General features: G+C 73.4%; 22 protein-coding genes. 10 read left to right on the top strand and 12 right to left on the bottom strand.

Annotation, left to right across the window (positions count from 1 at the left end; genetic code table 11):
• Nucleotides 1-40: 40 nt before the first annotated feature.
• Entirely contained in the window at nt 41-2,368 is a 2,328-nt protein-coding gene (locus ACGF07_RS02635; RefSeq protein WP_392894729.1) for a transglycosylase domain-containing protein, read from the bottom strand.
• A 179-nt stretch (nt 2,369-2,547) separates the two neighbouring features.
• Nucleotides 2,548-4,041: an alpha/beta hydrolase gene (locus ACGF07_RS02630; protein ID WP_392894727.1), complete on the bottom strand. Its 1,494-nt coding sequence runs from the start codon at nt 4,039-4,041 to the stop codon at nt 2,548-2,550.
• 211 nt (nt 4,042-4,252) lie between these two features.
• On the opposite strand from ACGF07_RS02630, the gene ACGF07_RS02625 reads away from it, so the two are divergent.
• Nucleotides 4,253-5,338 (top strand): YibE/F family protein, encoded by a 1,086-nt coding sequence (locus ACGF07_RS02625; protein ID WP_392894725.1) that lies wholly within the window; start codon nt 4,253-4,255, stop codon nt 5,336-5,338.
• A gap of 7 nt (nt 5,339-5,345) precedes the next feature.
• On the opposite strand, the gene ACGF07_RS02620 is transcribed toward ACGF07_RS02625, so the two are convergent.
• Together ACGF07_RS02620 and map are read right to left on the bottom strand one after the other, a co-directional pair.
• A complete protein-coding gene (locus ACGF07_RS02620) occupies nt 5,346-5,771 on the bottom strand; it encodes an acyl-CoA thioesterase (RefSeq protein ID WP_350748219.1) in 426 nt (141 codons plus the stop codon).
• Between the two features lie 192 nt (nt 5,772-5,963).
• On the bottom strand, nt 5,964-6,731 hold the full coding sequence (gene map / locus ACGF07_RS02615) for a type I methionyl aminopeptidase (protein WP_392894723.1): 768 nt from the start codon (nt 6,729-6,731) through the stop codon (nt 5,964-5,966).
• A 108-nt stretch (nt 6,732-6,839) separates the two neighbouring features.
• On the opposite strand from map, the gene ACGF07_RS02610 reads away from it, so the two are divergent.
• Nucleotides 6,840-7,109: a helix-turn-helix transcriptional regulator gene (locus tag ACGF07_RS02610; RefSeq protein WP_350748213.1), complete on the top strand. Its 270-nt coding sequence runs from the start codon at nt 6,840-6,842 to the stop codon at nt 7,107-7,109.
• A 67-nt stretch (nt 7,110-7,176) separates the two neighbouring features.
• Here the strand turns inward: ACGF07_RS02610 and ACGF07_RS02605 are convergent, their stop codons facing one another.
• The 5 genes from ACGF07_RS02605 to ACGF07_RS02585 all read right to left on the bottom strand — a co-directional run bounded on the left by ACGF07_RS02605 (nt 7,177) and on the right by ACGF07_RS02585 (nt 12,461).
• A complete protein-coding gene (locus ACGF07_RS02605; RefSeq protein ID WP_392894721.1) occupies nt 7,177-8,571 on the bottom strand; it encodes an ABC transporter substrate-binding protein in 1,395 nt (464 codons plus the stop codon).
• A 174-nt stretch (nt 8,572-8,745) separates the two neighbouring features.
• On the bottom strand, nt 8,746-9,696 hold the full coding sequence (locus tag ACGF07_RS02600) for a carbohydrate ABC transporter permease (RefSeq protein WP_392894719.1): 951 nt from the start codon (nt 9,694-9,696) through the stop codon (nt 8,746-8,748).
• A complete protein-coding gene (locus ACGF07_RS02595) occupies nt 9,693-10,631 on the bottom strand; it encodes a carbohydrate ABC transporter permease (RefSeq protein WP_392894717.1) in 939 nt (312 codons plus the stop codon). Before ACGF07_RS02595 ends, ACGF07_RS02600 begins: the two co-directional genes overlap by 4 nt.
• Before the next feature lie 240 nt (nt 10,632-10,871).
• On the bottom strand, nt 10,872-11,633 hold the full coding sequence (locus ACGF07_RS02590) for an SDR family NAD(P)-dependent oxidoreductase (protein WP_392894715.1): 762 nt from the start codon (nt 11,631-11,633) through the stop codon (nt 10,872-10,874).
• 249 nt (nt 11,634-11,882) lie between these two features.
• A complete protein-coding gene (locus ACGF07_RS02585) occupies nt 11,883-12,461 on the bottom strand; it encodes a TetR/AcrR family transcriptional regulator (RefSeq protein WP_392894713.1) in 579 nt (192 codons plus the stop codon).
• Between the two features lie 151 nt (nt 12,462-12,612).
• Here ACGF07_RS02585 and ACGF07_RS02580 point away from each other — a divergent pair, with 151 nt between their 5' ends.
• Nucleotides 12,613-13,089 carry a DoxX family protein gene (locus ACGF07_RS02580; protein WP_350749048.1) on the top strand — a complete coding sequence of 159 codons (477 nt, stop codon included), beginning with the start codon at nt 12,613-12,615 and terminating at the stop codon, nt 13,087-13,089.
• 3 nt (nt 13,090-13,092) lie between these two features.
• Here ACGF07_RS02580 and ACGF07_RS02575 read toward each other — a convergent pair whose 3' ends face one another.
• Nucleotides 13,093-13,389 carry an MTH1187 family thiamine-binding protein gene (locus tag ACGF07_RS02575; RefSeq protein ID WP_350749046.1) on the bottom strand — a complete coding sequence of 99 codons (297 nt, stop codon included), beginning with the start codon at nt 13,387-13,389 and terminating at the stop codon, nt 13,093-13,095.
• 542 nt (nt 13,390-13,931) lie between these two features.
• Here ACGF07_RS02575 and gcl point away from each other — a divergent pair.
• Complete coding sequence (gcl, locus tag ACGF07_RS02570) at nt 13,932-15,713, top strand: glyoxylate carboligase (protein WP_392894711.1); 1,782 nt, start codon at nt 13,932-13,934, stop codon at nt 15,711-15,713.
• Between the two features lie 147 nt (nt 15,714-15,860).
• Nucleotides 15,861-16,349 carry a glutathione peroxidase gene (locus ACGF07_RS02565; RefSeq protein ID WP_350747393.1) on the top strand — a complete coding sequence of 163 codons (489 nt, stop codon included), beginning with the start codon at nt 15,861-15,863 and terminating at the stop codon, nt 16,347-16,349.
• Nucleotides 16,350-16,436: 87 nt separating this feature from the next.
• On the opposite strand, the gene ACGF07_RS02560 is transcribed toward ACGF07_RS02565, so the two are convergent.
• Nucleotides 16,437-17,357: a LysR family transcriptional regulator gene (locus ACGF07_RS02560; protein ID WP_392894708.1), complete on the bottom strand. Its 921-nt coding sequence runs from the start codon at nt 17,355-17,357 to the stop codon at nt 16,437-16,439.
• A gap of 96 nt (nt 17,358-17,453) precedes the next feature.
• On the opposite strand from ACGF07_RS02560, the gene ACGF07_RS02555 reads away from it, so the two are divergent.
• From ACGF07_RS02555 to ACGF07_RS02540, 4 genes are all read left to right on the top strand, one after another.
• On the top strand, nt 17,454-18,158 hold the full coding sequence (locus ACGF07_RS02555) for a succinate dehydrogenase cytochrome b subunit (protein WP_350747398.1): 705 nt from the start codon (nt 17,454-17,456) through the stop codon (nt 18,156-18,158).
• Nucleotides 18,155-20,098, top strand: coding sequence for a fumarate reductase/succinate dehydrogenase flavoprotein subunit (locus ACGF07_RS02550; protein WP_392894706.1), 1,944 nt, complete (start codon nt 18,155-18,157; stop codon nt 20,096-20,098). The genes ACGF07_RS02555 and ACGF07_RS02550 overlap by 4 nt, the downstream gene beginning before the upstream one ends.
• Nucleotides 20,095-20,832 carry a succinate dehydrogenase/fumarate reductase iron-sulfur subunit gene (locus tag ACGF07_RS02545; protein ID WP_350747404.1) on the top strand — a complete coding sequence of 246 codons (738 nt, stop codon included), beginning with the start codon at nt 20,095-20,097 and terminating at the stop codon, nt 20,830-20,832. The genes ACGF07_RS02550 and ACGF07_RS02545 overlap by 4 nt, the downstream gene beginning before the upstream one ends.
• Before the next feature lie 343 nt (nt 20,833-21,175).
• On the top strand, nt 21,176-21,484 hold the full coding sequence (locus ACGF07_RS02540; RefSeq protein ID WP_392894704.1) for a hypothetical protein: 309 nt from the start codon (nt 21,176-21,178) through the stop codon (nt 21,482-21,484).
• Nucleotides 21,485-21,581: 97 nt separating this feature from the next.
• Here the strand turns inward: ACGF07_RS02540 and ACGF07_RS02535 are convergent, their stop codons facing one another.
• Nucleotides 21,582-22,520, bottom strand: coding sequence for a DUF2797 domain-containing protein (locus tag ACGF07_RS02535; RefSeq protein WP_392894702.1), 939 nt, complete (start codon nt 22,518-22,520; stop codon nt 21,582-21,584).
• 356 nt (nt 22,521-22,876) lie between these two features.
• On the opposite strand from ACGF07_RS02535, the gene ACGF07_RS02530 reads away from it, so the two are divergent.
• Entirely contained in the window at nt 22,877-25,123 is a 2,247-nt protein-coding gene (locus tag ACGF07_RS02530) for a restriction endonuclease (protein WP_392894700.1), read from the top strand.
• The last annotated feature ends 372 nt before the right edge of the window (nt 25,124-25,495 follow it).

Genomic DNA, 25,495 nt, shown 5'->3' with positions numbered 1-25,495 from the left:
GGGCCGGCGCGCTACGGGCGGTCCCCCACCTGGCGGTGCCCTACGGGTTGGCGCCCGGTGGGTTCGTGCCCGAGGAGTTGCCGCCCGAAGGGCCGGTGGCCGGGGCGCTGGTGCCACGCGGCCGGACCGGCGCCGTACCGGCGGAGCCCGGGTTCGTGGAGCCGGGGTTGGTGCCGCCGGCGCAGGTGGCCTGGCCCGGGCTGCCGCCGGAGGCGCCGCAGCCGAGGTCGCGCCTGATCGGGTCCGGGATGTGGACCGTGGTGAACTCCTGCTCCGGCATGGACCTCACGGCGTCGCTCATCGCGCGCTGCCAGATCGGCCCGGGGCCCGTCGCGCCGAAGACCTCCGGCTGGTACTGGCCGCCGATCCGGATGTTGCGCATCGGCACCTTGGTGCCCGGGCTGCCCAGCCAGACCGAGGCGGCCAGGTTGCCGGTGTAGCCGGTGAACCAGGCCGACTTCTTCTCGTCGGTGGTGCCGGTCTTGCCCGCGATCTGGCGGTCGTCGTCCAGCCGGAGGTCGCGCGCGGTGCCGCCCTTCTCGGTCACCCCGAGCAGCACCGTGTTGATCACGTCGGCGGTGTCCTGGGACATCACCTGGTCGCAGCGGACCGGGCTCACCGGGACGTCCTTGCCGTCCACGGTGGTGATCCGGTTGATCGCCAGCGGTGCGCAGTGGCTGCCCCGGGCGGCGAAGGTCGCGTACACGTTGGCCATGGTCAGCGGGCTGACCTCCTGGGTGCCGAGGCCGAGGGCGGGCACCTCCTGGAGCGGGTCGCCGCTCGCCTTGCCGGTCACGCCCAGCTTGTTCGCCATCTGCTTGACGGCGCAGAGCCCGATCTCCTGCTCCATCTGCACGAAGTAGGTGTTGACCGAGAGGGCCATCGCCTCCTTGAGCTCGTACGGGCCGACCTCGCGGGCGCTCTCGTTGGGGATGGTGCCGTCCTTGGTGCCCTTGTTCAGGTTCTTCCAGGTGCCGTCGCAGGTCCTCATCGTCGGCCAGTCCATCCGGTTCGGCGAGTCGTACCGCTGGGTGGGCGGCAGACCGGCCTCGAGGGCGGCGGCGGCCACGATCGGCTTGAAGTTGGAGCCGGGCTGGAAGCCGATGCCGCCACCCATCGCGGCGTCCACGTTGAGGTTGACGACGGTCTGGTTCTGCTCCTTCGCCAGGCCGTACGGGCGGGTCTGGGCCATCGCCAGGATCTTGCCGGTGCCGGGCTCGACCATGGTCATGGCCGCCGAGACCGGGTCGGAGACGTACACCTTGGTGGAGACGGCGTTCTGCGCGGCGGCCTGCTTGTCCGGGTCCAGGGTGGTGTAGATGTTCAGACCGCCGGTGTCCCAGAGCTTCTTGCGCTCGGCGGCGCTCTTGCCGTACACCGGGTCCTGCTTGACGACGTGCCGCACGTAGTCGCAGAAGAAGCCCATGCCGGCGCGGGCGGTGATGCAGCCGTTCTGCGGCTCCTTGTAGTCGAGGCCGAGCGGGGCCGCCTTGGCCTGCGCGGCCTGGTCGGCGGTGATGTGCTTGTTCTCCACCATCTTGTCGATGACGGTGTCCCGGCGCTTCCGGGCGGCGACCGGGTGCAGCTTCGGGTCGTACTGGGACGGGTTCTGCACCAGCCCGGCGAGCATCGCCGCCTCGGGCAGGGTGAGTTCCCTGGCGGACTTGCTGAAGTAGCGCTGGGAGGCGGCCTCGATGCCGTACGCCTGGTGGCCGTAGAAGGTGATGTTCAGGTAGTTGGTGAGGATCTGGTCCTTGGTCAGGTCCTCCTCCAGCTTGATGGCGTAGCGGAGTTCCTGGATCTTGCGGCCGAGCGTCTTGCGCTGGGCCTCGCGCACCGCGACCGGGTCGTCCCCGGCCATCTCGACGTTGACGTTCTTCACGTACTGCTGGGTCAGGGTGGAGGCGCCCTGGACGGTGGCGCCGCTCTCGGCGTTCTTGGTGACGGCCCGCAGGACGCCCTTGAGGTCCACCGCGCCGTGCTCGTAGAAGCGGGCGTCCTCGATGTCCACCTGGGCCTGGCGGATCAGCGGGGACATCTGGTCGGCGGTCAGGATCGTGCGGTCCCGTTCGTAGACCTTGGCGATCAGGCCGCCCTTGGCGTCGAAGATCTGGGTGGCCTGGGTCAGCGGCGGGGCCTTGAAGTCGTCGGGGATGTTCTGGAAGCTCTCGGCGCCGCTCTTGGCGGCCAGTCCGACGGCGCCGGCCGCGGGGAGCAGCAGGCCCGCCAGCAGTACGCCGCCGAGCACGCAGGAGCCGAGGTAGCCCGCCGCGTGGCGCAGCATTCCGAGGGGGGTCTCACGGCGCCTCGGGCGCGGCACCCAGGTGTCGCCCGGGTCCGGGGAAGGTATGCGGCTCTTCGGTGGCATGGTTCGAACACTAGGGCCGTGAAACCCCTGCGTGGGCGGCTTGTTGGCGAACGATTGTCACAAAATCGCGACGGCTTCGACTCTTCCGCGCGGGCCCGAAGCGGTGTACGCGGAGGCAAGGACCGTTCGCCCACGGCTCGTTCCCCCCGCGTACGGCCCCCCTCGCTGCGCCTCGAACCTCAGCTCGCGGGGCAGAACACGTCGTCGGACGGGCGGCGGCCGGTCACCAGGAAGTCCGTCACCGCCGCGTCGCCGCAGGCGTTCCCGTTCGCCCGGTAGACGTCGTGGCCGCCGGAGTCCACGGTGACCATCCGGGCGCGGTCGCCGAAGGCCTTCCGCAGCTCGAGCGCCCCGCGGTACGGGGTGGCGGGGTCGCGCAGGTTCTGCGCCAGCAGGACGTTCGCCGGGCCCCGGCCGCTCACCCGGACCGGCGGCTCGGCGGGGGCGAACGGCCAGAAGGCGCACGGCATCGCGTTCACCGGCATGCCAGCGGTGAGCGGACGGGCGGCGCGCTCGGCGGCCACGTCCTTGGCGTAGGCGGCCGGGTCGGTCGGCCAGGCGACGTCGTTGCAGAGGGTGCCCGCGGAGGCGGCGATGTGGTTCTGCAGCACCTCGTCGGGCGCCGCCACGGGGGTGGGCAGCGGGCGGCGGCCCTGGGCCGCCAGCATCATCCGGGCCAGGTCGGGGAAGCGGGCGTCCGCGTACAGACTGGTCAGCATGGTCTCGCGGAGCCCGTTGCCGTCGAGTTCGGCCGGGTTGGCGCCGGGCCAGGGCAGCGGGTTGCGGTCCAGGCGGGCGGCGAGGTCGAGGAAGAGCGGGCGGACCTGCTCGGGGGTGTCGGCGACCCGGTCCGGATTGCCGGGCGCCGAGGCCCACGCGGCGAAGTCGGGGAAGCGGTCCTCCACCCCCTGGCCGAAGGCCGCCAGCCAGCCGCGGCCGACCCGCGACGGGTCCGGGTCGTCGTTGCTGTCCAGCACGATCCGGTCGGTCCGCTGCGCGAACAGCGTGGCGTAGACGGCGCCCGCGTAGGTGCCGTACGAGGTGCCCCAGGCGGAGAGGCGGCGCTCTCCCAGGGCGCGCCGGATGCTGTCGATGTCCCGGGCCTCGTTGGCGGTGGAGATGCTGCGGAGCACCGGGCCGCCGTTGCGGGCGCAGGCTTCGGCGAAGCGGCGGCCGTTGGCCAGGTTGGCGTCGATCGAGCCGTCCGCGGCGGGCCAGGGGCGGAGCTTGACCATCGCCAGGTCGGCGTGGTCCAGGCCGCAGCTGACGGGGGTGGAGCGCCCGACGCCGCGCGGGTCGAAGCCGACCAGGTCGAAGCGGTCGAGCACCTCCTGCGGCATCCGGTCGACCGCGCTGCTCGGGCGGTCCAGGCCGTCGTCACCGGGGCCGCCGGGGATGATCAGCAGCACCCCGTGGCGCAGGCCGGTTTTGGCGGTCGCGATCCGGGAGACGGCGACCGTGATCCGTTGGCCGTCCGGGTCGTTGTAGTCCAGGGGGACGCTGAGGTCGGCGCACCGCTGGCGCGGGTCGGCGTGCCCCTGGCAGGCGGACCCGTGGAGGTGGTCCCGGTCGGCGTGCTGCGGTTCGGCGACGGCCGGCAGGGCGGTGAGCGCGGTGACGGCGATGGCGGCGGCCGCGGTGGCGGCGGCGGTTCGGCGGATGCTCTTCGTCATGGCCAGGAGTCTTCCGTGGTGGCGGACTTGGGGCCCATGCGGGCAGCCGGTCGGTCGGGGGTGGGGGAATCCCCCGGCCCCGGGGTGGGCCCGTGCCACCCCGCGGCGCGCCCACGTTCGCGCCCTGCGCCGCAACGGCGGGCCGGGCCCCGATGATTTCGGAGGTCGCGGTGGATCGGGCGCCGCGGCCCGGTGACTGAGGAGGCGTGAGGTGACGACAGGGACGCTGGCGGACGAACGCGCGGGCGGCGACGGCACGGCCGAGGGCCCGGCGCAGGGTGTGGCGGCGGGCGTGGTGGCGGGGCACTCGCACGCCCACGGGCCCGCCGCGCCGGTCTCCGCCAGGCTGCGCACGGTGATCGCGGCCGTGCTGATCCCGTTCGCGGTGGCCGTGGTGGTCGGGCTGGTGCTGCTCTGGCCGGGTGGGGTCCCGGCGCACCCGCACACCGGCCCGGGCCTCGAGCAGCACCTGCGCTCCAGCGCGGTGGACCACGGCCGCAGAGTGCCGCTGGGCGTCCTGGCCGGGCTGTTCGCGGCGATCGTGGTGCTGGTCGGGCGGTGGCGCGGGGCGGCCGCGCTGGTCGCGCTGGTGATCAGCTTCGCGGTGCTGTCGCTGTTCATCCTGCCCGCCGTGCTGCACGGCGCGGACCCGCTGCTGGTGGCGGTCGTCGGCGCCGGCGCCATCATGCTGATCGCGCTCTACCTGTGCCACGGGCTCTCCGCGCGGACCTCGGTGGCGGTGCTCGGCACGCTGGTGTCCCTGGTGCTGATCGGGGCGCTCAGCCTGGCGTTCGCCGCCTGGGCGCACCTGACCGGGAACACCTCGGAGGAGACGGGGCTGGTCCACCTCCTCTACCCCGGGATCGAGACCCGCGGCCTGCTGCTGGCCGGGTTCGTGATCGGCTCGCTGGGGGTGCTGTTCGACGTGACGGTCACCCAGACCTCGGCGGTCTGGGAGCTGCACCAGGCCGACCCGACCATGGGCGCCGGCCGGCTCTACCGGACGGGCATGCGGATCGGGCGGGACCACATCGCCTCCACCGTCAACACCCTGGTGCTCGCCTACGCGGGCGCCGCGCTGCCGTTGCTGCTGCTGTTCTCGATCGCGCACCGGGACGTGGTGTCGGTGGCCACCAGCGAACTGGTGGCCGAGGAGGTCGCCCGCGCCCTGGTCGGCAGCATCGGGCTGGTGGCCTCGGTGCCGGTGACCACCGGACTGGCCGCCCTGATCGCCGCCGCCGACCATCCTCGGACGGCGGCGGACGCCGGGCGGCACCGGCACGGGCGGGAGGACTGAGCGGGGATCAGAGGCCGAGCAGGCCCGGGTCCGAGGCCAGGGCGCGCAGCGGCTCGCGCGGGTCCAGGACCAGCCGGCGCTCCGCCAGGTCGAGGATGCCGCCGACCCCGGTGATCTCGGCGGCGAGCACGCCGTCCTCCCGGACCAGCCGCTGCACCACCTGGAAGGTCTTGCCGTCCCGCCAGGCGAAGGTGCAGGTGATGTCCACGGCGTCGCCGGCGCGCAGCTCCCGCAGGTACTTGATCGTGGTCTCCAGGACGACCGGGCCGACGCCCTTGGCCACCAGGTCCGCCTGCCGGATCCCGGCGGCGTGGAGGTACTCCCAGCGGGCGTGCTCGGCGTACTGGAGGTAGACGGACTGGTTCAGGTGGCCCTGGGTGTCGGTCTCATAGCCGCGGACGGTGACCCGCGTGGTGAAGTCCTGGTCTGTCATGCCCCGCACAGTACTCCGGGGGAGGCGGCGGCACCGCGTGTCGTCCGTCACCCGCGGGGCCCGTGGTGCGCGTGCGGCCACGGCCGGGCGGCGGTCCCCCACCGGTGGCGGGCACGGCCGCTCCACGTGCTACGGCTTCGGCTACGGCTACGGCTACGGCGGGGCACGGCTACGGCTACGGCGGTACCGCGGTCACGGCAGGGTGAGGATGCGCGGGCCGTCCTCGGTGACGGCGACGGTGTGCTCCATGTGGGCGGCGCGACTGCCGTCGGTGGTGCGCAGGGTCCAGCCGTCCGGGTCGGTGCGGTAGTCGCCGCGGCCGCCGGCGGTGAGCATCGGCTCGATGGCCAGCACCAGGCCCGGGCGCAGCGGGAAGCCCCGGCCGGGGCGGCCCTCGTTGGGCACGTGCGGGTCCTCGTGCATCCGGCGTCCGATGCCGTGGCCGCCGAAGCCCTCCAGCATCCCGTACCGCCCGGCGCGGGCGACGGCGCCGACGGCGTGGCCGAGGTCGCCGAGCCGGTTGCCGACCACCGCGGCGGCGATCCCGGCTTCCAGGGCCCGCCGGGCGGCGGCGATCAGGGCGGTGTCCTCGGGCCGGGCGGTGCCGACGGTGAAGCTGACGGCGGCGTCACCGCACCAGCCGTCCAGCACGGCGCCGCAGTCGATGCTCACCAGGTCGCCGTCGCGCAGTCGGTAGCCGTCGGGGACGCCGTGCACCACGGCGTCGTTGACGGAGGCGCAGATGACCGCGGGGAAGGGGACGGGCGCGAAGGACGGCCGGTAACCGAGGAAGGGCGAGCTCGCCCCGGCGGCGGCCAGGACGCCCCGTGCCACCTCGTCCAGCTCCAGCAGGCTGACGCCGATCGCGGCCTCCTGCTGCACGGCTGCCAGCGCGTTGCCGACGACCCTCCCGGCCTCCCGCATCGCGGCGAGGGCGGTGTCCGACTTGAGCTCGACCATGGTGAACCACTCCCTGGATCCAATTCTTATACCGGTATTTGTATCACGGCTCGGAACGATGGAGCCGCGCCCCTCCGGACCCGCCGGGCACGCCGTAGACTCGGCGCCATGGTGAGGACTCCGTTGACCCCGTGGGAGCGCGAGCGCGGGGAGCGCTTCGGTGCGCTGCTGCGCGAGGCGCGTGGTGAACGCAGCATGGTCGAGGTCGCGGCGGTGGCCGGGGTCTCGGCGGAGACGCTGCGCAAGATCGAGACCGGCCGGGCGCCGACGCCGTCCTTCTTCACCATCTCGGCGCTGGCGTACGCGCTGGGCCTCTCCCTGGACGAGCTGGCGGCCGCCTGCTTCCTGCCCGAGGACGGCCAGGCGCTCTCCGCGTGAGGCGAGCCGCCCCGGGAACGGCGAAGCGGCCGCCCGGCGGGCGGCCGCTTCTACTCGGTCGAACCGGTCAGCCGACCGAGCTGTTGTAGCTCTCGATGGCGGGCTGGAGCTCCTTGGCCGCGTCCGCGAGCGCCTGCTGGGCGGTCTTGCTGCCGGCGATGGTCTGCTCGATGGCGGTCTCCACGCCCTTGCGGGCCTGCGGCATCACGCCGAGCAGGCAGCCCGCGGTGGCCGGGGTGGGCTTGGTCGCCTTCAACTGGTCGATCGCGGTCCGGAACTGCGGGTACGCGGCCACCCACTCCTTGTCCTTCGGGTCGTCCAGGGACTTCCGGTTGACCGGGAAGTAGCCGGTGCCGGTGTGCCAGGCGGCCTGCTGCTCGGGGGAGGTGAGGAACTTCTCGAACTCCCAGGCGGCGCGCTTCTCGGCGTCCGAGTGGCCGGGGCCGCTGATCCACAGCGAGGCGCCGCCGATCACCGGGCCGCCCTGGTCGGCGGCGGTGACCTTGGGGAACGCCGCGGTGCCGACGCCGAACTTCGCGGCCTCGGTGTAGCCGCGCAGGACGCCGGTGGACTCCAGGTGCATCGCGACCGTGCCGGCCTTGAAGGCGGCCTGGGCGTCGTCGGTGACCCGGCCGGTGTTGGCCGCGTACCCGCCCTTGACGAGGTCGGCCCACCACTGGACGATCTGCGCGCCCTGGGCGGAGTCGAACACGACCTTGCCGGCCTTGCCGCCCCGGCCGTTGTCGTTGTCGCAGTACATCGTGCCGGACTCGGCGAGCAGCTGCTCGACGAACCAGCCGTAGATCGCGGCGCCGAAGCCGTAGCGGACGGTCTTGCCGTCGGCGTCCTTCTTGGTCAGCTTCTTGGCCGCCTCGGCCAGTTCGGCGAGGTCCCGGGGCGGCTGCGCCGGGTCGAGACCGGCCTCCTTGAAGGCGTCGGTGTTCAGGTACAGCAGCGGCATCGAGGAGTTGAACGGCATCGAGACCAGCTTGCCGCCGACCGAGTAGTAGTTGCGGATGTTGGGGTCCAGGTCGTCCAGCGCGTAGCCGTCCTTGTCCGCGAAGGCCTGGGCGGGGACGGTCTGCCTGGAGTCGATCATGAAGCGGGTGCCGATGTCGTAGACCTGCACCAGGGCGGGAGTGCCCTTCTGCTGCACCGCGGCCTTGTACTTGGCGACCAGTTCGTCGTACTTGCCCTGGAACTGGGCCTTGACCTCGATCTTGCCCTGGTGGGCCGCGTTGAACCGGCTGACCAGCCCGTTCAGCACGTCGGCGTTCTTGCCGGTCATCGAGTGCCAGAACTCGACGGTGGTGACGCCCTGGGCCTGGTCGAGCGCCTGGGCGCCGGGGGCGGCGGCGTCGGAGGAACCGCCCGGGCCGGACCCGGAGCCGGAGGAGCTGCAGGCGGTCAGGGACAGGCCGGCCACCAGCAGGGCCGCGAGCGCGCGGGCACTCTTGTTCACGGGGGTTCTCTCTTTCCGGTAGCGGGACGGACGGTCCAGCGGAGGACGACTCGGGGGGCGGGTCAACGGCGCCCGGGGGATCAACGGCGCGGCCGGTCAGCTGCGGGGCGGATCAACGGCGCCGCGGATCAACGGCGGGCGGGTCAACGGCGCGTCGGGTCAACGGCGGGCGGGTCAACGGACGGCACCCGCGGTGAGGCCGCGGACGATGAAGCGCTGGCCGAACACCACCAGGGCGAGGGTGGGCAGCAGGGAGAGCACGACCCCGGCCAGGATCAGGCCCGGGTCGGCCATCTCGGAGTCCCGCAGCGAGGTGAGGCCGATCTGCAGGGTCTGCATGTCCGCCGTGCGGGTGATGATGAGCGGCCAGAAGTACTGGTTCCAGGCGGACAGGAAGACGTAGACCGACAGCGCGGCCAGCGCCGGCTTGTTCAGCGGCACGACGATCCGCCACAGGAAGCGCCAGTGCCCGGCACCGTCGATCCGGGCGGCGTCGCGCAGTTCGCCGGGCAGCTGGCGGAAGGACTGGCGCAGCATGAAGGTGCCGAACCCGGAGGCGAGGAAGGGCAGCACCAGGCCGAAGTAGGTGTTGCCGAGGCCCCAGTCCGACAGCGTCAGGTAGTTGGGGATGATGATGGCCTCCCACGGGACCATCAGCGTCGCCAGGAACACCCCGAACACCGCGGCCCGCGCCTTCAGCGGCAGGAAGACGAAGGCGTACGCGGCCAGGATCGAGGTGACCAGCTGGGCGAGCGTGATGGCGGTGGCCGTGATCGCCGAGTTGGCGTACTGCCGGACCAGCGGGATGGTGTCCACGGCGCCGGAGAAGTTCCGGCCGGTGATCGAGTGCGGCACCAACGCGGGCGGGTAGGACGAGAGTTCGGCCGGATCCATGAAGGCGCCGACGACCGCGTAGTAGACCGGGAAGGCCACGGTGACGACGGCGGCGGCGAGCAGCAGGTAGACGGCGGCGCGGCCGAGCAGGTCGCGCGGGTAGCGGCCGGCGGTCAGGCGGGCGCCCGCGCGGGGGCGGGGACGGGCCGCGTCGGCGCCGGGCTCCTCGCCGGGCTCCTCGCCGGGCTCGGTGCCGGGCTCGCTGCCGGGCGAGGTGGCGATGGTGGTCATGCGTAGTGCACCTTCCGCTCCAGGACGCCGAACTGGACGGCCGTGCAGGCGAGGACGACCACGAGCAGCACCACGGCCTGGGCGCTGGCCGTGCCGAAGTCGCTGGAGTTGTAGGCGAAGGCCTTCTCGTAGACGGAGTAGACGAGGGTCCGGGTGGAGCCGTCCGGGCCGCCCTTGGTGAGGATGTGGATCTGGCCGAAACTCTGCAGTGCGTGGACGGTGGAGACCACGGTCAGGAAGAAGAGGTTCGGGCCGAGCATCGGAACGGTGATCGACCGGGCCAGCCGCAGTCCGGAGGCGCCGTCGATGCGGGCGGCCTCGACGACCTCGCCCGGGATCGAGCCGATCCCGGCGGAGAGCACCAGCACGTTGTAGCCGAGGTTCATCCAGACCGTGGTGACGGCCACCGAGACCAGCGCGTAGCGGGAGTCGGTGAGCCAGCCGACGGGGCCGAGCCCGAGGTGCGAGAGCAGGCCGTTGAGCACGCCGCTGGCGGGGTTGAAGAACACCGCGAAGACCACCGAGGCGCTGGCCACCGAGAAGGCGAAGGGCAGCGCGAAGGCGGAGCGGAGCAGCCGTACGCCGCGGACCCGGGTCTCCAGCAGCAGCACCAGCACGAGCGCCCCGAGCACTCCGGGCACCACGGTGAGCAGGGTGAACAGCGCCGTGGTGACCAGCGTCCGGCCGAAGTCGGCCGAGCCGAGGAGGTCGGCGTAGTGCCTGAGCCCGACGTAGCGGGAGGGCGCACCGAAGAGGTCGTTGGCGTGCCCGCTCAGGTAGACGGTGCGGCCCAGGGGGTAGCCGATGAAGAGGGCGAACACCACCAGGGAGGGCAGGAGGAAGGCCCAGGCGAGCCCGTGCTCGCTCCAGCGCCCTCCCTGGTGCGGTCGTCGGCGCCGTCCCGGCGGGGGCGCGGTGCGGGGTGCGGTCGGCATGGGGTGCGCGTCCGCCTTTCGTGTGTCGGTTCCGGCCGAAACGGTGTCCTGCCCGAACGACGGCGCGGGAACCCCGTGGTGATCGGCGGGTGTCCGCGGACTTACGCGTTCGCGTCAGATTCGGCCTGTCCCGCTCGGGGGACGTGTCCGACGACCGCGGGTGCGCGGCGGCACCGGACGGCGGGGCGCGAGGTGGCCCCAACGGCCCCACTGTCCGGGGCCGTTGGGGCCACGCCCGACTCAGGCGGTGATCCCGCCGTCCAGGACCAGGTCGGTGCCGACGGTGAAGCCGGCCTCCGGCGAGGCGAGGTACAGCACGGCGGCGGCGACCTCCGCCACCGCGCCGGCCCGCCCGAGCGGGACCTCGTCCTTCATCCGCGCGGTCTTGGCCTCGGCGTCCTCGCCGGGCCGGCTGGACATCCGGGTGTCCACCGGGCCGGGGCTGACGGTGTTGATCCGCACGCCCTCGCCGATGTGGTCGCGGGCGGCGGCGCGGGTGAGCGCGGTGACGGCGGCCTTGCTGGCGGCGTAGGCGGCGGCGCCCTCGATCCGCTTGTGGAAACCGAGGCTGGAGGAGACGTTGACGATCGCGCCCCCGCCGTGCGCCCGCATGTGGCCGATCTGGTGCTTCATCGCGAGCAGGGTGCCGGTGACGTTGACCTCGAACACCCGCCGGAAGTCCGTCTCGTCGATCTCGGCGACCGGGCCGAGCGCGCCGAGGACTCCGGCGTTGTTGACGGCGACGTCGAGGCCGCCGAACAGCTCGACGGTCTCCCAGACCAGGCGGGCCGCGTCCTGACCGTCCGTCACGTCGCCGGTCAGTGCGACCGTCTTGCCGCCGGCCCGCTCGATCAGCTCGACGGTCTCGGCCAGCGGTCCCGCGCTGCGCCCGGCGACCGCGACCCGGGCGCCCTCCTGGGCGAAGGCGAGGGCGATGCCCCGCCCGATACCGCTGCCGCCGCCGGTGACCAGGACGGACTTGTCGGCGAAACGCGTGGTCATGGTGTGAACTCCTCGGTTCGAGTGGTGTGTTCCGGTGGCGCGAGTGTGGTTCGGGGCAGGGCGGCGACCGCGAGCGCGGTGCACAGCGCGAAGCCGGACCGCCCGCCGTGGAGACGGCCACGGAAGCCCCCTTCCCTTCCGACGATCTATAAAGACCGTTCGGTTCAGAATTGGGGCAGCAAAGGACCGATCGGCCCGACGGTGCCGAAGCGGCGGCGCCGGGGGCTCATCCGCCGGACCGGCCGGGCGTCAGCCCAGCAGGGCCAGCGCCTGTTCGGCGGCGTCCCGCGCCCGCGTCCCGCTGTCGGCGGCCTTGCCGACCACCCGGATCCCCTGCAGCAGCACGACCAGCATCCGGGCCAGCGCCCGCGGCTCCCGGTCGGCGGGCAGTTCGCCCTGGGCGCGGGCCCGCAGCAGGGCCCCGGTCAGCGCGGTCTCCAGGCGGTCGAGGCTGGCCTCGACCCTGCGCGCGGCCGCCGGATCGTGCGGGGCGAGCTCCACCGCCGTGTTGGTGATGAAACAGCCCCGCTTGCGGTCCTCCTCCCCCGCCGCCGCGTACTCGCGGACGAGGGCACGGACGGCCGGCAGCACCGGACCGGGCTGGGACAGGTCGTTCAGCCGGGCCGGGTCCTGCTGCTCGCCGTAGCGTTCCAGCGCCCGCAGGTACAGCTCGCGCTTGCTGCCGAAGGTGGCGTAGATGCTGGCCCGGGCGATGCCGAGCCCCTCGACCAGGTCGGCCATCGAGGTGGCCTCGTAGCCGCGCCGCCAGAACAGCTCCAGGGCCGCCTGCAGCGCCGCGTCCGGGTCGAATTCCTTCGTTCGCGCCATGACGGGAACGCTAGCCGTCATGAGACCGAACGGTCAAGAAAGGTGGCTGGCCACTTGTTGACAGATACCCGACGGAGCGTTGTCCAGCCGCCCGGGGGAACCCTAGCCTTACCGGCCCTTGCCCCTCCTCCCCCACAAGAGGCGTTGCCGCATGTCCGCACCGTTCCCCGCGACACCCCGTCAGGCGGCCGAGGCCGCCCGTCCCTACGTCCTGGCGGCCTTCCGGGCCGTCGTCGGCCTGCTCTTCACCTGCCACGGCGCCGCCTCGCTCTTCGGCGTGTTCGGCGGCGCCAAGGGCGGCGGCACCATCCCGCTCGGCGAGTGGCCCGGCTGGTGGGCCGCGCTGATCCAGCTGGTCGGCGGCGCCCTGGTGCTGCTCGGCGCCGGCACCAGGTCGGCCGCCCTGCTCTGCTCCGGCTCGATGGCGTACGCCTACTTCACCGTCCACCAGGAGCACGCGCTGCTGCCGCTGCAGAACGGGGGCGAACCGTCCGTCCTGTTCTGCTGGGCCTTCCTGGCCATCGCCGTGCTGGGCTCCGGCCCGTACGCCCTGGACCGGCTCCTCACCGCCCGCACGCCGCGGGCCCGGGCGGCCGAACCGGTCGCCCAGCCGACCTCCCGGGGCTGAGGGTCAGCCCTCGGCCAGATGGCGTTCGACCGAGGCGACCTTGGCGGTGAGGCCGTCGGTGACCCCGGCCCGGTCGTCGATCTTGATGACCGTGCTCACCCGGCCGCTGTAGGCCTTCACCGCCTCGATCGCCTCCCGGATCACCGGCATCACCTCGTCCCACTCCCCCTCGACGCTGGTGAACATGGCGTCCGTCCGGTTGGGCAGTCCGCTCGCGCGGACCACCCGGACGGCGGCGGCCACCGCCTCCCCCACGTCCTCGCCGATCCCCAGCGGGGTCACCGAAAAGGCTGCGATCACGGCTCTGCACTCCTCGTGTCGACGGCACTGTCGCCGGTCCGGGCACTCCCGGACCGGCGACCAGGCTAGACGGAGCCGCCAGGATCGCTCGGGCATCAGGGACCTGCCACCGGACGATCGCGTGCCGCAGCGCCCCCAGCGAGGCACGCGCCGCGCTCGCGCCCACGCTCCCGCTCTCCCGCCCTCCCGCTCTCCCGCCCGCCCGGCCCGCGGCGGCGAGTAGGCCGATCCGGCCCCACGGCAGCGCGCGAGCCCGACGCCGACCGGCCCGCCGACCGCGGCCGGGTGCCGTGCACCGCTGCGGCGGACACCGCCCGCGACCAGCGGCCCAGCCCGCCGGCGCCCGCCGCCGGCCGGAGCGTCCGGGCCCCGAGCGCCATCGGCACACCCGCGTCCGGCTTCCACATTCTGTTGAAACGCCCCTTGACGCCCTGACGGGCCCGACTCTACCGTGCTTCCACATACAGAAACCGTTCTTCCGTATGGTGGAATTCAGGAGATGAGCCCTCCGAGCCACTGCGGGCCGACGCAGGAGAGACCCGATGCCTCGTATGACAGCCGCCCGCGCGGCCGTGGAGATCCTCAAGCTCGAAGGCGTTGAGGTCGCCTTCGGCGTGCCGGGCGCCGCCATCAACCCCTTCTACGCCGCGCTCAAGGCCTCCGGCGGGATCCGGCACACCCTGGCCCGGCACGTCGAGGGCGCCTCCCACATGGCCGAGGGCTACACCCGCGCCAAGGCCGGCAACATCGGCGTGTGCATCGGCACCTCGGGCCCGGCCGGCACCGACATGATCACCGGCCTGTACTCGGCCATCGCCGACTCCATCCCGATCCTGTGCATCACCGGCCAGGCGCCCGTCGCCCGGCTGCACAAGGAGGACTTCCAGGCCGTCGACATCGCCTCGATCGCCAAGCCCGTCACCAAGGCCGCCACCACCGTCCTGGAGGCCGCGCAGGTCCCGGGCGTGTTCCAGCAGGCCTTCCACCTGATGCGCTCCGGCCGCCCCGGCCCGGTCCTGATCGACCTGCCGATCGACGTCCAGCTGACCGAGATCGACTTCGACCCGGAGGCCTACCAGCCGCTGCCGGTCTACAAGCCGGCCGCCAACCGGATCCAGATCGAGAAGGCCCTCGCGCTGCTCCAGGAGTCCGAGCGCCCGCTGATCGTCGCCGGCGGCGGCGTCATCAACGCCGACGCCTCCGACCTGCTGCTGGAGTTCGCCGAGCTGACCGGCGTCCCCGTCGTCCCGACCCTGATGGGCTGGGGCATCGTCCCCGACGACCACGAGCTGAACGCCGGCATGGTCGGCCTGCAGACCTCGCACCGCTACGGCAACGAGAACTTCCTCGCCTCCGACTTCGTCCTCGGCATCGGCAACCGCTGGGCCAACCGCCACACCGGCGGCCTGGACGTCTACACCGCGGGCCGCACGTTCGTCCACGTCGACGTCGAGCCCACCCAGATCGGCAAGATCTTCGCCCCCGACCTCGGCATCGCCTCCGACGCCAAGGCCGCCCTGGAGCTGTTCGTCCAGGTCGCCAAGGAGCTCAAGGCCGACGGCCGGCTCAAGGACCGCAGCGAGTGGGCCGCCTCCACCCAGGAGCGCAAGGCCCGGCTGCAGCGCCGCACCCACTTCGACAACGTGCCGCTCAAGCCGCAGCGCGTGTACGAGGAGATGAACCGCGCCTTCGGCCCGGAGACCCGCTACGTCACCACCATCGGCCTGTCCCAGATCGCCGGCGCGCAGATGCTGCACGTCTACCGGCCGCGCCACTGGATCAACTGCGGCCAGGCCGGCCCGCTCGGCTGGACCATCCCCGCCGCGCTCGGCGTCGCCACCGCCGACCCCGAGGGCCAGATCGTCGCCCTCTCCGGCGACTACGACTTCCAGTTCATGATCGAGGAGCTGGCCGTCGGCGCCCAGCACCGGATCCCCTACGTCCACGTCCTGGTGAACAACTCCTACCTGGGCCTGATCCGCCAGGCGCAGCGCAACTTCGACATCGACTTCCAGGTCAACCTGGAGTTCGAGAACGTCAACTCCCCCGAGCTCGGCGTCTACGGCGTGGACCACGTCAAGGTCGTCGAGGGCCTGGGCTGCAAGGCGATCCGGGTCACCGAGCCGGAGGGCCTGCTGCCCGCCTTCGAGGAGGCCAAGAAGCTGGCCGCCGAGTTCCGCGTCCCGGTCGTGGTCGAGGCCATCCTGGAGCGGGTCACCAACATCTCGATGGCCGCCGCCGACATCGACAAGGTCAACGAGTTCGAGGAGCTCGCCACGCTCCCCGAGCACGCGCCGACCGCCATCAAGCCGCTGGCGCTCTGACGCGGGCGGTGCGCGGGGGCGTACGAGCCGCTCCGTACGCCCCCGCGCAGGCGGAACACCGGCGGCGCCGGCGCGGTTGAGCCGTCCGGGGCCGCTACCGTGTGCCCGGACGACTTCCTCTGCCACGCTGCCGAAAGGACCACCACCGTGAGCCTGTACGACATCCCGCTGCGCACCCTGGCCGGCGAGGCCACCTCGCTGGCGGACCACAAGGGCAAGGCGCTGCTGATCGTCAACGTCGCCTCCAAGTGCGGCCTGACCCCTCAGTACACCGGCCTGGAGAACCTCCAGAAGCGCTACGCCGGGCGCGGGTTCACCGTGCTGGGCTTCCCGTGCAACCAGTTCGCCGGGCAGGAGCCGGGCAGCGCCGAGGAGATCCAGAGCTTCTGCTCCACCACCTACGGCGTGACCTTCCCGCTGTTCGAGAAGATCGACGTCAACGGCGAGGACCGCCACCCGCTGTACCGGCAGCTGACCGAGGTCGCGGATGCCGAGGGGCAGGCCGGGGACGTCAGCTGGAACTTCGAGAAGTTCCTGATCTCGCCGGACGGCGCCGTCGTCGCGCGCCTGCGTCCGCGCGTCGAGCCGGAGTCGCCGGAGCTGACCGCCGCCATCGAGGCCGTGCTGCCGGCCTGACGCCGTCCGCCCGTCCGCCCGTCCGCGTGCCCGCGCATCCGCTCGGGCGGCAGGGGCCGTCCCCGCCGGGGGCGGCCCCTGCCGCTGTCAGAGCAGCAGCCGGGTGCCCGGCGGCAGTTCTCCGTCCCGGGCGGCATCGCGCAGGTGCGCCAGCAGGGTGCCGTGCAGCGCCTCGGCGGCGCGGGTGAGCGGCACCTCGTGGCCGTGCGCGACGGCGATGGTGCGGCCCAGGCCCGGCCCGGCGAACGGGGTGACCGACAGGCCCGAGCGGGCCGCCACCATGCCGGGCAGCACGGCGGGGCCGAGCCCGGCCCGGACGAACCCCAGCACCGCGTCCATCTCGCCGCCCTCGACCGCGAACTCCGGCTCGAAGCCGGCCGCCCGGCAGGCCGCCAGGGTCGCCTCGCGCAGGTCGTACCCCTCCCGGAACATCACCAGCGGCCGCCCCCTCAGCTCTGCCACCCGCACCCGGGGCCGGGCCGGGCCGGCGGCGGACACCAGCACCAGTTCCTCGTGGAGCAGCTCGGTGACGGCGAGGGCGGGCGCCGCCTCCCCGCTCGGCGGGGTGATGACCAGCGCGAGGTCCAGCTCTCCGGCCGCCAGCCAGCGCACCAGGTCGCGCGAGCCGCCCTCGCGCACCCCCAGCGCCACCCCCGGGTAGCGGTCCCGGAAGGCCCGCAGCACGTCCGGCACCAGGCTGGTGCACAGGCTCGGCGGCGCGCCCAGTCGCACCCGGCCGCGGCGCAGCTGCACCGTCTCCTGGACGGCGAGGCGGGCGCTCTCGGTGTCGGCGAGGATGCGCCGGGCCAGGGGCAGCAGGGCGTCGCCCGCGTCGGTGAGTGCGATGTTGCCGCGCGTACGGTGGAACAGCTCGGCGCCCAACTCCCGTTCCAGGGCCCGGATCTGCTGGGAGAGCGAAGGCTGTGCGACGTGCGCGGCCTCGGCCGCCCGGGTGAAGTGGCGGGTCTCGGCGACGGCCAGGAAGTAGCGGAGTTGCTGGAGCTGCACATGCCCAGGGTAAGCCGCATCGATAGGCCCCGGCTATCGTCACCAGCCGCAGCATGTCTTGGACGCACCCCCGCGGCCGTCCCTACCGTTGCCGACATGACAACCGCGACGCGGACGGGCCGGCATCCGTCCACCCTGGCGACCCTGTGGCGGTCGACCGTCGGCAAGAAGGCGGTCATGGCCGTCACCGGACTGGTCATGCTGCTGTACCTGGTCGCGCACATGCTGGGCAACCTCAAGGTCTTCTTCGGCCCCGACGACATCAACGGCTACGCCGCCTGGCTGCGCACCGTCGGCCAGCCGTTCCTCGGCCACGAGTGGTTCCTGTGGATCGCCCGGCTCGGCCTGGTCGCCGCCGTGGTGCTGCACGGCGTGTCCGCGTACCAGCTCAGCCGCCGCGACCTGGCCGCCCGGCCCAGCAAGTACGTGCACCAGCGTCGGCGCGCCAGCTACGCGACCCGGACCATGCGCTGGGGCGGGGTGATCCTGGGGCTGTTCGTCGTCTGGCACATCCTCGACCTCACCACGCTGACGGTGAACCCCGTCGCCGAGCACGGACACGTCTACCAGAACGTCGTGGGCACCTTCGGCCGCTGGTACAGCGACGTGATCTACATCGTCGCGATGCTGGCGCTGGGCCTCCACATCCGGCACGGCTTCTGGAGCGCCGCGCAGACCCTCGGCGCCAACAACGCCCGCCGTGACAAGGCGCTGAAGCTGGCCGCCAACGGCCTGGCGCTGGTGCTGACCGCCGGCTTCCTGTCCGTCCCCGTGGCCGTGATGTTCGGAGTGGTGAAGTGAGCTACCTGGAGTACACCGTCGGCGAGCCGATCGCCGACACCAAGGCCCCCGACGGCCCGATCGAACAGCGCTGGGACCAGCGGCGGTTCGACGCCAAGCTGGTCAACCCGGCGAACCGGCGCAAGCACACCGTCATCGTGGTCGGCACCGGCCTGGCCGGCGGCGCGGCCGGCGCCACCCTCGCCGAGCAGGGCTACCACGTCGTCCAGTTCTGCTTCCAGGACTCCCCGCGCCGGGCCCACTCGATCGCCGCCCAGGGCGGCATCAACGCGGCCAAGAACTACCGCAACGACGGCGACTCGGTCCGCCGGCTGTTCTACGACACCGTCAAGGGCGGCGACTTCCGCGCCCGGGAGTCCAACGTGCACCGGCTCGCCCAGGTGTCGGTGGAGATCATCGACCAGTGCGTGGCCCAGGGCGTGCCCTTCGCCCGCGAGTACGGCGGGCTGCTGGACACCCGCTCCTTCGGCGGCGTGCAGGTCTCCCGGACCTTCTACGCCCGCGGCCAGACCGGCCAGCAGCTGCTGCTCGGCGCCTACCAGGCGCTCTCCCGGCAGATCGCCGCCGGGAACGTGGAGATCCACCCGCGCACCGAGATGCTCGACCTGCTGGTGGTGGACGGCCGGGCCCGCGGCATCGTCGCCCGCGACCTGGTCACCGGCCGGATCACCAGCCACACGGCGGACGCCGTGGTGCTCGCCACCGGCGGCTACGGCAACGTCTTCTACCTCTCCACCAACGCCAAGAACTCCAACGCCACCGCCATCTGGCGGGCCCACCGGCGCGGCGCCTACTTCGCCAACCCGTGCTTCACCCAGATCCACCCGACCTGCATCCCGCGTTCCGGCGAACACCAGTCCAAGCTCACCCTGATGAGCGAGTCGCTGCGCAACGACGGCCGGATCTGGGTGCCCAAGGCCAAGGGCGACACCCGGCCGCCGGCCGAGATCCCCGAGGACGAGCGGGACTACTACCTGGAGCGGATCTACCCGTCCTTCGGCAACCTGGTGCCGCGCGACATCGCCTCCCGGGCCGCCAAGAACGTCTGCGACGAGGGCCGCGGCGTCGGCCCCGGCGGCCAGGGCGTGTACCTCGACTTCGCCGACGCCATCCGCCGACTGGGCCGGGACGCCGTCGAGGCCAAGTACGGCAACCTCTTCGAGATGTACGAGCGGATCACCGCCGAGGACCCGTACCGGGTGCCGATGCGGATCTACCCCGCGATCCACTACACGATGGGCGGCCTGTGGGTCGACTACGACCTGCAGACCAGCATCCCGGGCCTGTTCGCGATCGGCGAGGCCAACTTCTCCGACCACGGAGCCAACCGGCTCGGCGCCAGCGCCCTGATGCAGGGCCTCGCCGACGGCTACTTCGTGCTGCCGCCCACGCTCAACGACTACCTGGCCCGCAACCCCCTGGCCGCGGTGCCCGCCGACCACCCGGCACTCACCGAGACCGAGGCGGAGGTCGAGGACCGGCTCAACCTGATCCTGTCCGTCGACGGCGACCGCACCCCGGACTCCTTCCACCGCGAACTCGGCGAACTGCTCTGGGACGAGTGCGGGATGGCCCGGGACGAGGCCGGGCTGAAGCGGGCGCTGGCGCGGATCCCGCAGCTGCGCGAGGAGTTCTGGCGCCGCATCAAGGTGCCGGGCACCGGCCAGGAGCTCAACCAGTCGCTGGAGAAGGCCAACCGGCTGGTCGACTACTTCGAGCTGGCCGAGCTGATGTGCCTGGACGCGCTGCACCGCGCCGAGTCCTGCGGCGGCCACTTCCGCACCGAGAGCCAGACCCCCGAGGGCGAGGCCGCCCGGCGCGACGAGGAGTTCTCCTACGCCGCCGCCTGGGAGTTCACCGGCACCGGCGAGGCACCCGTCCTCCACCGCGAGGCGCTCGACTTCGAGTACGTCCACCCCACCCAGCGGAGCTACGCATGAACCTCACCCTGCGCATCTGGCGCCAGGCGGGCCCGGACGCGCCCGGGTCGATGACCACCTACCAGGTCAGCGGGATCAGCCCCGACATGTCCTTCCTGGAGATGCTCGACACCCTCAACGAGGAGCTGATCACCCGCGGCGACCAGCCGGTCGCCTTCGACCACGACTGCCGCGAGGGCATCTGCGGCGCCTGCGGCATGGTCATCAACGGCCAGGCCCACGGCCCGGAGCGGACCACCACCTGCCAGCTGCACATGCGGCACTTCGAGGACGGCGACACCATCGACGTCGAGCCCTGGCGGGCGGCGGCGTTCCCTGTGGTCAAGGACCTGGTGGTGGACCGCTCGGCCTTCGACCGGATCATCGGCTCCGGCGGCTACATCACCGCGCCCACCGGCAGCGCCCCCGAGGCGCACGCCACGCCCGTCCCCAAGGAGGCCGCGGACACCGCCTTCGAGCACGCCGAGTGCATCGGCTGCGGGGCCTGCGTGGCCGCCTGCCCGAACGGCTCGGCGATGCTGTTCACCTCCGCCAAGGTCGTGCACCTCAACGTGCTGCCCCAGGGCGCGCCCGAACGCGGCGCCCGGGTGCGGAACATGGTCGCGGCGATGGACGCCGAGGGCTTCGGCGGCTGCACCAACACCGGGGAGTGCGCCACCGCCTGCCCCAAGGGCATCCCGCTGCCCAGCATCGCGGCGATGAACCGGGAGTTCCTGCGGGCCGCCCGCGGCTGACACCCGCCCGCCCCCCAGTCGGTCGGCCCCTCGCACAGGTGCTCGTGCGGGGGGCCGACACCGTTTCGGACGGAGCGCGCGCGGGCATTCCACGCTCCCCGTACGGGTGGTGGATCGGGAGGAGCGGTGCTGCCGGGCGGGAAATCGCGCTACGGTGGTGCTCCGCTACGGAAGGACGGCATATGCCCGAGGTTCAGTCCTGTTCCGGTTGCGGCGGGTCCGGCGGGACCCAGAAGACCGAGGCAACGGTCGAACGGGACGAGGAAGGAAGCATGGTGCCCAGGATCCACACCTTCTGGTCGCCCTGCGGTCGGTGCCACGGCTCCGGGACGGTGATCGTCGGATGAGGTTGGTCTTCGAATGCGTCGAGTGCGGCGGGCACTACCTGCCGCCCGAGGGCATGGTCTACCCGGACGGACCGGCCTCGCCGGTCTGGTGCTCCTCCTGCCAGGCGGCCAAGCAGGCGGCGGGCGAGCAGGAGGACCCGCTGCTCGCCCGGGTCGCGTTGGCCGCCGCCCGGGCCGCCCTCGCCCGGCGCGCCAACGAGCCCACCGAGCCGGCCGCCGGCCGCGGTGACGTCCGCCCGTCCCGGCCGCCGCTGTCCCGCCGGGCCCGCTCGGGGCCGGGCGGGGTGCGCGGCAGGCTGGGCTGACCCCGCCGGAACCCTCGCCCCGGCGCCTGCCCGCGCTGCGGCCCTGCCGCTCGGGCGCCCCGTGGCGTGCCGGCCGGGCGTCGATCGGCGCGGCAGGTCAGAACAGCGCCTCCTGGGTGTCCGGCTCCGGCGGACGGACCCGCTCCTCCAGCGCCAGGCCGGTGGAAGCCCGGCCGGTCACGGGCGTGAGCGTCCAACCGGTGAGCCGGCGGGTGTCCAGCAGCAGCGGGCCGGAGCCGTCCGGCTGGTCGAGGAAGAGGTGCCGCCCGACCGGTGGACGCAGGGTGCCCGCGACCACCGCCCCGGCGGGCAGACCGGTGATCTCCCGGTAGGCCTCGGGGGCGCCCGCGCCCAGGCCGTAGCGCTCGACGTGGTCGACCACCGGGCGCTCGGCGAGCAGTTCCACGGCGTGGCCCTCCAGCAGCCGGTGCGCCCGGGCGCGGGCCTCCGTGAGCACCGTACGGCGGTGCGGGGCGTCCCCGTGCGCCCACCAGTGGTCCGTCTTGACCCGGGACGTGAACCGCTCGCGGGCCATCCCCGAGGCGGCGACGGTGAGTTCGGCGCGGCGGACTGCGGGCAGGCCGCCGCGCGCGGTGAACGCGTAGGCCAGGGCGCCCTGTTCGAGCAGTCGGCTGTCACCGCGCTGCTCGGCCGTCAGGCCCACCTTCAGCAGGCCCTCGCCGAACCAGGCGAGGTAGAGCAGGTAGGTGCGGCCGTCGTCCAGGATCTGGTCCCGGGCCAGGGCCAGGCCGCGGTCCACGCTCTGGCAGGCGGGGCACTGCGTCGCGCCGCCGTCCGGGTCGATCACCGCGTGGTGCGGGCACGGCGTGCGCTCCGTCGCGCCGGCCAGCCAGGCGCCGACGCAGCGGCGCGGGCCGCCGAGCAGCCAGCCGACCTCCGTACCCGGTGCCACGGCGCGTTCGTGCACCTGGGTGCCGCGCACGGCGCCGAGCAGGGCGCGGCCGTCCTGCCAGCTCAGTCCGGTGGAGATCCAGCCGGACGGCCGGTCCGGGTGCTGCGGTGCGGGGATCGTCACGGGCATCCCTCCCTGGAGGTCCTCGATCCGGTCCGGTCCCGGTTCGGTCCCGGTCCGGTGAGGCTACCTGCCGCCACCGACAACGGCGGGATCGGCCCGGAGGACCGCGGAGGGTTCCGCAGGTCCCGGAGGTCCCGGAAGGCCCTGAGGGCCTGAGGGCCTGGGAGGCCGGGCGCGCCGGGTCGCGGGTCGCCGGGGTCGGGGCCGGGGGCCGCCTGCGGCGCGGGCCGGAAGCCCGCAGCTCGCGGGTACTTGGCCGGGTGGGGTGTCCACGCTCTATTGTGGCGGGCGCGGTCGGCGGTGTCGCCGGGAGGTGGCGCAGGCGGCCGGTCGGTGCGGAGCGCGAAGGGGTGGACGTGGCGGGGCGGCGGAACAGCGGGGTGCTGGCGATCTGGGCGGAGGCGCAGCGGCAGCAGCAGCGCCGGGAGGAGGCCCGGTGGCGCGCCGAGGAGGCCGAACTGCGCCGCCGCGAGCGCGAGCAGCGGGAGGCGCAGCGGGAGGCCGCCCGCACCGAGCGGGAGGCGCAGCGGGCGTACCAGCAGTCCCGGGAGGCCGAGGCGGCCCGGCGTACGGCCGAACTGGAGGCCCGGGTCCAGGAGTTGCGCGGGCTGCTGGCGGCGGGGCTGGCCTCGCCGGGGTTCGGCCCGCAGGCGCTGCTGGCGCCGCGCCCCGTACCGCCGTTCGATCCGGGCCCGTTGGGCACGCCCGTGCCGATGCCCGACCAGGCCTCCGCCGTCTACCACGTGCCGCCGCCGGACGCGGTGCAGGCCCGCAACCCCGGGGTGCGCCGGCAGTACGAGCAGTACCTGGCCCAGGCGCGCGCCCGGTTCGAGCAGGACTGGTACGCCGCGCAGGCCCGGGAGGCGGACCGCCAGCAGCGGCTGGCCGCGTACCACCGGGAGTACCTGGCGTGGGCGGAGCGCTTCCGCCGCGAGGAGGACGAACGCGCGGCCCGCACCGAGGAGTTGCTGCGGCGGCTTCGGGCGGGTGAGCCGGAGGCGGTGCAGGAGTACTTCACGGCCGGGCTGTACGCCTCGGCGGCCTGGCCGGAGGGCTTCCCGCACCGGCTCGCGGCGGCCTGGGACGTGGCGGGCCGTCAGCTGGTGGTGAACTGGGAGCTGCCCGGCCCGGACGTGGTGCCGTCCGCCTCCCGGGTGCGGTACGTGAAGACCGACGACCGCGAGGCCGAGGTGGCCCGCCCCGCGACGGAGCGCAAGGCGCTGTACCGGGAGGTGCTCGCGCAGTCGGCGCTGCGGGTGGCGGCGGAACTGTTCCGGGCGGACCAGGGCGGGGTGCTGGACTCCGTGGTGCTGAACGGCTTCGTGCTCGGCATCGACCCGGCGACCGGCCGGGAGGCGGAGCGGTTCCTGTCCACGCTGACCGTGGGCCGGGCCGACTTCGCCGAGCTGGCACTGGACCGCGTGGCTCCGGTGGAGTGCTTCCTGGGGCTGGGCGGCAAGCTGTCCGCGCGGCCCGAGCGGCTGGACGAGGTGAAGCCGGACCGGCTGCCGGAGTCCGTCGGCGGTGCCTCGGCGGGGCACTTCGGCGAGGACGAGCCGGACCTCTTCGAGATGGACCCGATCGAGTTCGAGGAGCTGATCGCCGAGCTGTTCCGGCTGCGCGGGTTCCGGGTGATGACCACGGCCCGCAGCGGCGACGTCGGGGTGGACGTGATCGCCGAGGACCTGGACCCGGTCACCGGTGGCCGGATCGTGATCCAGGCCAAGCGCTACAAGAGGACCGTTCCGCCGACGGCCGTGCGGGACCTGGAGTCCACCGTCCGCCACCACGGCGCGATCAAGGGCATCCTGGTCACCACCGCGGGCTTCGGCCGCGGCTCGTACAGCTACATCGAGGGCAAGCCGCTCACGTTGGTGAGCGGTCCCGAGCTGGTCGAGCTGCTGGCCGAGCAGGGGCTGCGCGGCCGTCTCGGCGGCGGCACGGGCGGCGCGAAGGCCGCCGGCACGAGCGGCGGGAACGGCAGCGACTCGGGCGCCGGGACGGGCCGCGAGTCGGGCGCCGGGACGGGCGGCCGCAGCAGCGAGGGCGCGGGCGGGACCGCACCGGCGGGCGCCGGGGAGGCCGCCGCGAGCAGCGCGCTCACGGTGAGCTGGCAGAGCCGCACCGCCGGCGGGGACCCGGTCGAGCTGGACGTCACCGCCTTCCTGTGCGCCGGGGGCCGGGTGCTGAGCGACGAGCACTTCGTGTTCTTCAACAACCCGCAGGACCCGGACGGCACCGTCCGGCTGCACCCGACCCGCTCGGTGCCGGGCGAGCCGACCCGGTCGGCCCGGCTGGCCCTGGACCTGCGCCGCCTCCCGGCCGCCGTCGACGAGGTGGTGGTCGCCGTCTCCGCCGAGGAGGACGAGCACCCGGCGCTGCCGCTCGGCCAGGTGTACGGGCTGTCCGTGGCCGCCTCGTACGGGCCGGGCGCGGCCGGGCCGGCCCGGTGGCCGGGCGCCAACGGCGGCCTGGCGGACTCCGCGATGCTCCTCGGATCCTTCCGGCGCGCCGACGGGGGCTGGCGGTTCACCCCGTCCGGCCGGGCGGTGACGAACGGTCTGGCCGGGTTGGCCACGGCCTTCGGTGTCGCGGTGGAGTGACACGGGGCGCCCGTCGGGCACGGGGGTCCGGCACGGGGTCTGCCGCGGAACCGTCACGGAGTTCTGCCACGGGGACCGTCACGGGGACCGGGCACGGAGAGCCGTCACGGGGACCGTCAGGGAAGTCCGTCATACCTGAGAAGGAGACGCTCCCGGCCGCACCGCCGGGTCGGCGGGGGTCGTCCGCCTTCCGGGCATACGCATCGCGTTCGAACGGCTTGGGAGGATGGAACGGCACGACATCCCGATTCGTCCCCTGGAGCCCCCGTGACGTTCCCCGCCACCGCCGTCCGCACCGCGGCCGCCCGCGCCACCGGCCTGAACAAGGTCTACGGGGAGGGGGAGACCCGCGTCGTCGCCCTCGACGACGTC

The sequence above is a fragment of the Kitasatospora sp. NPDC048194 genome (assembly GCF_043202455.1).
Classification (GTDB): Bacteria; Actinomycetota; Actinomycetes; order Streptomycetales; family Streptomycetaceae; genus Kitasatospora.
Note: the sequence above shows the minus strand (reverse complement) of the source record. Positions and strands in the feature narration are given on the sequence as shown.